This is a genomic window from Nonomuraea sp. NPDC047897 (assembly GCF_043204415.1).
Classification (GTDB): Bacteria; Actinomycetota; Actinomycetes; order Streptosporangiales; family Streptosporangiaceae; genus Nonomuraea.
On record NZ_JBIDCC010000008.1, the window covers coordinates 406,625 to 414,875 of the forward strand.

At 74.4% G+C, this 8,251-nt stretch carries 6 protein-coding genes; 2 read left to right on the forward strand and 4 right to left on the reverse strand.

The genetic code is table 11. The features are described from left to right. Nucleotides 1-69 precede the first annotated feature (69 nt). On the forward strand, nucleotides 70-807 hold the full coding sequence (locus tag ACGF0J_RS20705) for a LuxR C-terminal-related transcriptional regulator (protein ID WP_393148047.1): 738 nt from the start codon (nucleotides 70-72) through the stop codon (nucleotides 805-807). Here ACGF0J_RS20705 and pabB read toward each other — a convergent pair. The 4 genes from pabB to ACGF0J_RS20725 are packed head-to-tail and all read right to left on the reverse strand — an operon-like array spanning nucleotide 764 to nucleotide 5,779. Beyond that, a complete protein-coding gene (gene pabB / locus ACGF0J_RS20710) occupies nucleotides 764-2,974 on the reverse strand; it encodes an aminodeoxychorismate synthase component I (protein ID WP_393148049.1) in 2,211 nt (736 codons plus the stop codon). The genes ACGF0J_RS20705 and pabB overlap by 44 nt on opposite strands. 15 nt (nucleotides 2,975-2,989) lie before the next feature. Continuing rightward, nucleotides 2,990-4,531 (reverse strand): AMP-binding protein, encoded by a 1,542-nt coding sequence (locus tag ACGF0J_RS20715; protein WP_393148051.1) that lies wholly within the window; start codon nucleotides 4,529-4,531, stop codon nucleotides 2,990-2,992. Next, a complete protein-coding gene (locus ACGF0J_RS20720) occupies nucleotides 4,524-5,087 on the reverse strand; it encodes a hypothetical protein (protein ID WP_393148053.1) in 564 nt (187 codons plus the stop codon). The genes ACGF0J_RS20715 and ACGF0J_RS20720 overlap by 8 nt, the downstream gene beginning before the upstream one ends. Beyond that, nucleotides 5,066-5,779 (reverse strand): Phenylacetic acid catabolic protein, encoded by a 714-nt coding sequence (locus ACGF0J_RS20725; RefSeq protein WP_393148055.1) that lies wholly within the window; start codon nucleotides 5,777-5,779, stop codon nucleotides 5,066-5,068. The genes ACGF0J_RS20720 and ACGF0J_RS20725 overlap by 22 nt, the downstream gene beginning before the upstream one ends. 286 nt (nucleotides 5,780-6,065) lie before the next feature. Between ACGF0J_RS20725 and ACGF0J_RS20730 the strand changes: the two genes are divergently transcribed. Continuing rightward, a partial coding sequence (locus ACGF0J_RS20730; protein ID WP_393148057.1) for a condensation domain-containing protein occupies nucleotides 6,066-8,251 on the forward strand: 2,186 nt, incomplete at its 3' end.

Consider the following 8,251-nt stretch of genomic DNA (forward strand, 5'->3'; position numbering starts at 1 on the left):
CGATTGGCCGGACGGTTTCCGGGTAGGGGAGGCCGCTGGCGCCTCTCAGGCTCGGACGGCGGAGTGATGATGAGCACGAAACGGCAGAGTGCACGGGGGATCGGCGGATCGGACGGGGTCGCTCTGGTCGCCCTGGGAAGCGAACTGGTCCGCTGCGGGCTGGCCACCATGCTCAGGGATCTCGGCGCCTTCCGGGAGGTGCTCGACAGCGGCGACTTCGACCACAGCATGGAACTGCTGCACTCCGGCCGGCCCGAAGTGCTCGTGGTGAGCGCGCCGGTGGAGCAGGACAAGGCCGAGAAACTCGCGCGGACGGCCGCCGACCACGACGTACGGGTGCTGCTGCTGTTACGCACGGCCTGCGACCAGACGCTGGAACGGGTGGCGGCCATGCCGGCCGACGGCTACCTGCTGGAAGGCGAACTGACGCCGGAGACGCTGCGCAGCACCCTCACCGACCTGGACAGCGGGCTGGTGCCGGTGCCGCAGCCGGTGGCGCGCAGGCTGCTGGCCAAGATCCGCCCCGCGTTCGCGAAGACCGGGACGGCCGCCCTCGACGGACCGGCCCCGGTGGACGGCGACCGGGCCGCGTCGCCGCTCACCTCACGCGAGCAGCAGACCCTGGCCCTCATGGCCGAAGGGCTGAGCAACAAGCAGATCGCCCGGCGACTGGGCATCTCCGAGCACGGCGCCAAACGGCACGTCGCCAACATCCTGGCCAAGCTCAACTGCTCGAACAGGACGCTGGCGACGGCGGTGGCGCTCAGACGCGGCCTGGTGTCCCCGCCGGGGAGACGCCCCCGCTGACCGGCCCCCGGCCGGCCGCTTCAGCCACCCGAGCCGTCCCGGCGTCGCCCGGCGCCGCGTACACGCAGCCGGGACGACTGCAGCCGGGACCACCGCAGCCGGGACGACAGCAGCCGGGGCGACGGCAGCCCGCCGGGGCGGGCAGGCCACGCAACGGGGCCCTGGCCTTCAGCAGCATCTCCGCGTACTCCTCCGCCGGGTCCGACCCGAGCACGATCGCCCCGCCGGCGCCCACCGTGAGCGTCCCCTCGCAGGCGACGGCCGTGCGGATGACGATGTTCAGGTCGGCCGTGCCGTCCAGGCCGAAGAAGCCGATGGCGCCGGAGTACACGCCACGCGCCCGCCCCTCCAGCCGGTCGATGATCTCCATGGTGCGCAGCTTCGGCGCCCCCGTCATCGAGCCGCCGGGGAAGCACGCCCGCGCCGCCTGGACGGCGCTCACCCCGTCCTGGAGCTTGCCCCGCACCGTGGACACGAGCTGGTGCACGGTCGCGTACGACTCCACGGCCATGAACCGCGGCACCTCCACGGTGCCGATGGCGCTGATGCGGCCCAGGTCGTTGCGGAGCAGGTCCACGATCATGAGGTTCTCGGCACGGGTCTTCGGTGAGGTGGCCAGTTCGTGCCTGAGCGAGGAGTCGCGCAGCGGCTCGGCGGCACGCGGCGCGGTGCCCTTGATGGGCTTGGACTCGGCGACGTGGTCCCGGTCCACCTTGAGGAAGCGTTCGGGGGAGGAGCAGAGCACCTCCATCCCGCCCAGACGCAGGTAGGCGGCGTAGGGGGCGGGGTTGAGCCGCCGCTGGCGCAGGTAGAGATCGCGCGCCGCACCGTCGAAGGGGATCTCCGCCGTGTCGGTCAGGCAGATCTCGTAACTCTCGCCGGCCCGCAGCAGCCGCAGGCACTCCTCGATGTCGGCCAGGTAGCGATCGCGCGGGCGCACCAGCCACGGTTCGGGGTCGAAGCCGGCCTCCGCACCGGGCTCGCGCGGCGGCCGCTCGCCCACGCGGCGGCAGACGCCGGCCGCGTGCGCCACCCAAGCGCGGGCGGCGGCGCGGCTGTCCGGCTCCCCGTCGGTGAGCGCCACCGCCCACGTCGCGCCCGCCAGGTGGTCCACCGCGACGAACCGGGTCGCCGACATCCACACGGCGTCGGGGAACGGCGAGACGTGCGGCGACGGGGCGCCGCAGTCGCGCTTGAGCTCGTAACCGAAGTAGCCGACGTACCCGCCGTTCAGGTCGAACGGCAGGGCCGGATCGGACGGCATCGACCGGTCCCTGACCCGGTCGTCCAGCACGTCGAAGACGGAGGCGAAGACAGCCGACTCGTGGCCGGCGGAGTCGTGCACGAGCACGCTGCCGGCTCCGGGGCGGCAGGTCAGCACCTCGCCGTGCGGGCCGCCCGCGTCGCCGAGGAACGAGAACCGGGCCAGCCCCTGCTCGACGCGGCTGCTGTCCAGCCAGAACGCGTACTCCCGGTCGCCGAACAACTCGGCGAAGACCGTCTCCGTGTCGGCCGCGCCGTACACCTGCTCCACCTCCAGCGACCAGCGCGGCCCGCACGGCGCCGGCAGCGCGGCGGCCGGCGCGGCCGACTCCAGGGCCAGCTCGCGGAAGGTGCGCAGCAGCGTCGGCCCGTGCTCGGTGGAGATCGACTCCGGGTGGAACTGCACGCCCCACCAGGGCATCGTCCGGTGCCGTAACCCCATGACGACCGAGTCGGCCGTCCACGCCGTGACCTCCAGGTCGCCGGGGGCGGGCGTGGCCACGCACAGGGAGTGGTAGCGCACCGCGTGGAATCCCTGGGGCAGATTGCGGAACAGGTCGTGGCCGCAATGGTGGATCTCCTCGACCTGGCCGTGGATCGGCGCCGGCGCGGGCACCACGTCGGCGCCCGACAGCCAGCCCAGCGCCTGGTGGCCCAGGCAGACACCGAGCACCGGCAGCCCCGACTCGCGGATCACGTCCAGGGTGGCGCCGACGTCGCGCTCCACCTGCGGGCGGCCCGGCCCCGGCGAGATGACCAGGGCGTCGAAGCGCCGCAGGTCCACCTCGGCCCAGCCGGGATCGTCGTTCGTCAGCACGACCGGCTCGACGCCGTAGGACTCGGCGATGAGCTGGTAGAGGTTGTAGGTGTAGGAGTCGTAGTTGTCGATGATCAGGGTGCGCACGGCGGTTTCCTCACCTCAGCGGACTGGTCCGGCCGCCGCGCCGTCGCGCAGGGCGAAGCGGCGCAGCTTGCCGGTGGGGGTGCGCGGCAGCGCGCGCAGCAGCTCGACACCGCGCGGCACCTTGTACGGGGCCAGCCTGCGGCGTGCCATCGCGATCAGCTCACTCTCCAGCCGCCGCCCGTCGACGCCCGGCGCGGCGGGCACCACGAACGCCCGCAGCTTGCGCGCCCCCCGCTCGTCGGCCACGGCCGCGACGGCCACCTCGGCCACCTCGGGATGCTCGGCCAGCACCTTCTCCACCTCCAGCGGAGACATCGTGATGCCGCCCACCATCTCCAGGTCGTCCCGCCTGCCCCGGTGCACGTACGCTCCCGAGGCGGTGCGCACGGCCAGGTCGCCGGTACGCAGCCAGCCGTCCGAGAGCGCGCGGGCCGTCTCCTCGGGCCGGTTGAGGTACTCCGGCAGCACGGACGCGCCGCGCACCCACAGCTCGCCCTCGCCCTCGGTGACCGGGCGGCCGTCGTCGCCGCGCAGCTCCAGCTCGTAGCCGGGCAGCGCCCGGCCGATCGTGCCGGGTTCGTCCCGGGCGGCGGTGTTGGCGCAGAAGGCGTGGCCCACCTCGGTGGAGCCGAGCTGGTCGAGCACCGGCGCGCCGAGCAGGTCGCGGGCCCGCTCCCCGAGGGCGGGGTTCAGCGGCTCCCCGGCCGACACCGCGAGGCGTACCGAGCCGAACGAGCCGGGCGCGCACTCGGCCAGCAGGTTGGCGTAGGCGGACGGCACCGCGTACAGCAGGGTGACGCCGTACCGCCCGACCGCCTCGGCGACGTCGGCGGGTGTGGGCCGGTGCGGCAGCAGCACGGCCGACGAGCCGGAGAACAGCGGGAAGACGAAGGTGTTGCCGAGCCCGTAGGCGAAGAACATCTTCGACACCGACAGCGTCACGTCCTCGGGGCGCGCGCGGACGACGCCGACGCCGGCGGCGCGGTGGTACCGGGCCGGGTCGGCGTGGCGGTGCAGCGCGGCCTTGGGGGTCCCCGTGGTGCCCGAGGTGTACTGCGCGTACAGCGGGGCGTCGGGGGCGACGTTCGCCGAGGGCGCCCGGGGGGCGCGTTCGGCGAGGCGGAGCAGCCGGTCGCCGGTCAGGACGGGCAGCCCGGCGAAGCGGTCGTCGGCACGGCCGGTGGCACGGTCGGTGGTGCGGTCCGCGAGGTCGCCGGAGGTGATGACCAGCGAGGCCGCGCAGTCGGCGGCCATGAAGGCGTGGTCGTCCGCCGTGAGGCCGGGGTTGACCGGCACGGCGGTGACGCCGAGACGGGCGGCGGCGAGGAACGCCGCCACCCACGCGATGTCGTCGCCGAGCGCGATGAGCATCCGGGCGCCGGGCCGGACGCCGTGGTCGAGGAGGACGGAGGCGGCGCGGGCCGCCAGGTCGTGCACCTCGCCATGGCTCCAGGTGCGGGCGGGCGTGTGGAAGGCGGGCCGGTCGCGCCAGCCGGACCGGCCGGCCAACTCGTCGAGGTACCGGGCGACGTTGCCGGTGGCGACCGTGTCAGCCATGGCGGGCCACCGCGCCGGAGCGGGAGCCGGAGCCGGTGCGGGCGAGGGCGACGGGCGCGACGAGGAAGGCGCCGTCCACGGGGCCGACCGGCCACCAGCCCCGCCCGAGCAGGTCGGCGAGCAGGTCGTCCGCGTCCTCCGCCAGCGCGGTCGCGACGAGCGTGCCTACCAGCCACAGGACGGCGCCCGAGACGGCGCGGGCGTCGGCGTCGTCCGGGTCGGCCGGTTCCAGCAGCGGCGTGGTGAGCAGCATCGCGACGTGCTCGCCGAGTTCGAGCCGGTCGTCCCGGCCGGCGGCACGGAGGGCGGCGCGGGCGGCGTGACGGCGTCGCTCCAGACCGGCCAGCCAGCGGGCGTCGACCCGGTCCATGAGGCAGGCCGGCACCCGTGACAGCGCCCGCACCGGCAGCGTGCCGACCAGTGCCGGCAGGGCCGAGCGGGCCGGCTCGCCCGCCCCGGCCAGGCCCCTCAGCAGCCGGTCCACGCGGTCGCCGCCGGGGCCGAGGTCGGCGGCCAGGCCGTCGGGCGGAGCGCTCAACTCGTAGTGCCGCGCCATCGCGGGTCCACCTCCGGGTAGTCGAGCCCCAGGTCGTCGCAGAGCAGCGCGCGGGTGCGCCGGATGAACTCCGCGCGGCACTCGTCGTTCGTCAGCCGCTTGATCCCCCACCTGCGGAACAGCTCGTTGTTGGGCGAGTCGCCGCGCCCGAAGAACGGCAGCGTCATCGTGACGAGGTGGTGGGCCGCCGCGCGCACCTCCTGCCGGGTGGCCGGGTCGGCCGCCAGCCGGCGGGCCGTGGTGGCGCCGAACCGGACGTGGAAGCGCTCCTCCGGCATCAGCGACCGGCACAGCCGGGCCAGCGGCTGGTAGGAGCACTCGCACAGGTCCTCCATCAGCACGATCTCGGCCAGGTCGACGATCGCCTTCGTCATGACGTACTCGGTCCAGCTCCGCACCTCGAAGTCGAACACCGAAAGCGGCGGACGCGTGTGCGGATCCTCCAGGCCGAGTTGTGCCGCGAGTTTGTTGAATTTCAGGTGATGGCCGTATTCCTCCATGGCCATGCGGCAGGCGAGCCATTTCTCACGCGGCGTCGGGGCGAGCGAAATGGACGGCTCGTCGAAGACCGCCGCGCCCGCCGCCTCGTTGCGCACGTGACTGTTGATGATCTTTCCGACGGCGGTGACGTACTCGTCGCCGAGCGCGCGGGCCTCGTCGGCTCCGGCGACGGTCTCCAGCGTAGGGGACACTCCGCCTCCCTTCCTCGGCGCTACCGACGCAAGCTAGGCGGCCTGCCGGAGGCGGGCAAGTGCCCGGACGGGCACCTCGAAAGAGGTGCCCGCGAGTTCGCCTCCCGATTTTCCGCCGGGCCGGACGGGCACGTTCGGCGAAGAGCCGCAGAATATGCCGCACCGGTCGGGTAATAAGGTTAGGCACACTTAATCGCCGGATGGGCAGGCGGCCGGGCCGCCGCACCGGCCGCGAATTGCTTTTCGCGTTTGCGGGCCGGTCACCGGCCATGTCAGCTTGGGGGTCATGTGGGAAACGGCGACGTTTCACGATGAGCTGGAGCGCACGGTCACCGAGCTGACCGGCGGCCCCTGCCGTGCCGTGCGGCCCGTCCACGGCCACGGCCTGACGCTGCTCGTGGAGGCCGGTGCCGACGCGTGGCCGGCGGACCGGGTGCGCGGCGCGGTCATCGACGCGCACCGCGAGGTCGTGGAGACCGTGGTGCACGTGCGGCCCGGCTCGCTGGCCGGGCGCTGCGAGGCGGAGCTGCTGACCGCGTACCGGCGCGGCGGGCTGGAGGTCGTCCACACCGACGAGCTGACCCCCGCCGCGCTGCCCGCGACCCCCGCCGTGTCCGCCGTGTCCGCCGCGTCCGCCGCCCCCGCCATGCCCGCCGCGTCCGCCGCGTCCGGCGCGTCGGCGTTCACCCTGGACGAGGTACGGCAGGCCGCCGCCGCGCTCGTCGGCCTGCCCGCCGGGGAACTGGACCCCGACGACGACCTGATCCGCCACGGCGTCGACTCCATCCGCATCATGCAGCTCGCCAACGACTGGCAGCGGCAGGGCATCCGGGTGAAGTTCGCCGACCTGGCCGAGACGCCCACCGTGGCCGCCTGGCACGCGCTGCTCTCGTCCCGCGCCGCGACCCCCGCTCCCGGTTCCGGTCCGCTGCCGGAGGTGGACCGTGCCGCGCCGTTCGCGCTCACCCCGGTCCAGCACGCCTACTGGTTCGGCCGCCGCGACGGCCAGGTGCTCGGCGGGGTCGGCTGCCACTTCTACGTCGAGTTCGACGGCCGGGGCGTGGACGCCGCCGCCCTGGAGAACGCCGTCCGCGCCCTGTTCGACCGGCACGAGCTGCTGCGCACCCGGTTCACCGACGACGGCGCGCAGCGCATCCTGCCGCGCAGCCCGTGGCCGGGACTCACCGTGCACGACCTGCGCGACCGGCCGGCCCAGGAGGTCGCCGAGTGCCTGGCCGGGCTGCGGGAGCGGCTGTCGCACCGCAGGCTCGACGTGGGCCGGGCCGAGGTGCTCGACCTCACCCTGTCGCTGCTGCCGGACGGCGCGCACCGGCTGCACGTCAACATCGACCTGCTCGTCGCCGACGTCCGCAGCATCCAGATCCTCCTGGACGACCTCGCGGCCCTGTACGCCGCGCCGGGCGAGCCGCTGCCGCCGATCGGCTGCACCTTCCCCGCCTACCTCGCCGAGCGCGAACGCCGCCTGAAGGACGAACGCGAGGCCGACCGCCGCTACTGGGCGGAGCGGCTGCCCGACCTGCCCGGCGGACCCCGGCTGCCGCTGGCCGTCGAACCAGAACGGCTCGACCGGGTGCGCGTCGTACGCCGCGACCTGCGGCTCGACCCCGAGCGGCGGAGCCGCCTGGCCGAGCGGGCCCGCGCCCACGGCGTCACCCTGCCGATGGCCCTCGCCACGGCCCTGGCCGAGGTGATCGGGGCCTGGAGCGACTCGCCCCGGTTCCTGCTGAACATGCCGCTGTTCGACCGGCGGACGCTGAACCCCGACGTGCCGCGCATGGTGGCCGACTTCACGAACCTCCTCCTGCTGGAGGTGGACCTCACCGAGCCGGCGTCGTTCGCCGGGCGGGCCGCCGCCCTGCAGCGCCGGTTCCAGGCCGACGCGGCGCACTCGGCGTACTCCGGCGTCGAGGTGCTGCGCGACCTCAACCGGGGCGGCCGCGCCGACCAGGTGACCGCGCCCGTGGTGTTCACCAGCGCCTTCGGCATGGGCGACCTGGTAGGGGCCGAGGTGCAGCGGCACCTGGGCAGGCTCGGCTGGATGCTCTCCCAGACGCCGCAGGTGTGGCTGGACCACCAGGTGGTGGAGGTGGACGGCGGGCTGCTGTTCAACTGGGACGCGGTGGAGGAGCTGTTCGCGCCGGGCGTGCTCGACGGGATGGCCGGGGCCTTCGCGCGGCTGCTGGACTGGATGGTCGAGCACGACTGGGACGCCGCCCCGCCGGACCTGCTGCCCGCCGGGCAGTTCGCCGTCCGGGCCGCCGCCAACGACACGGCGGGTGTGCTGCCTGCCGGGACGTTGCATGGGGGGTTCTTCGCGGTGGCGGGGCGTGAGCCGGGGCGGGTGGCGTTGGTGTCGGGCGGGGTGCGGGTGTCGTACGGGGAGTTGGCTGGTCGGGCGTTGCGGGTGGCGGGGTTCCTGCGTGGGCGGGGTGTGGGTGTGGGGGATGCGGT

Excerpts from the sequence above, each read along its gene's own strand:
- ACGF0J_RS20715 (WP_393148051.1), bottom strand. The coding sequence starts at position 4,531 with ATGGCTGACACGGTCGCCACCGGCAACGTCGCCCGGTACCTCGACGAG.
- ACGF0J_RS20720 (WP_393148053.1), bottom strand. The coding sequence starts at position 5,087 with ATGGCGCGGCACTACGAGTTGAGCGCTCCGCCCGACGGCCTGGCCGCC.
- ACGF0J_RS20705 (WP_393148047.1), top strand. The coding sequence starts at position 70 with ATGAGCACGAAACGGCAGAGTGCACGGGGGATCGGCGGATCGGACGGG.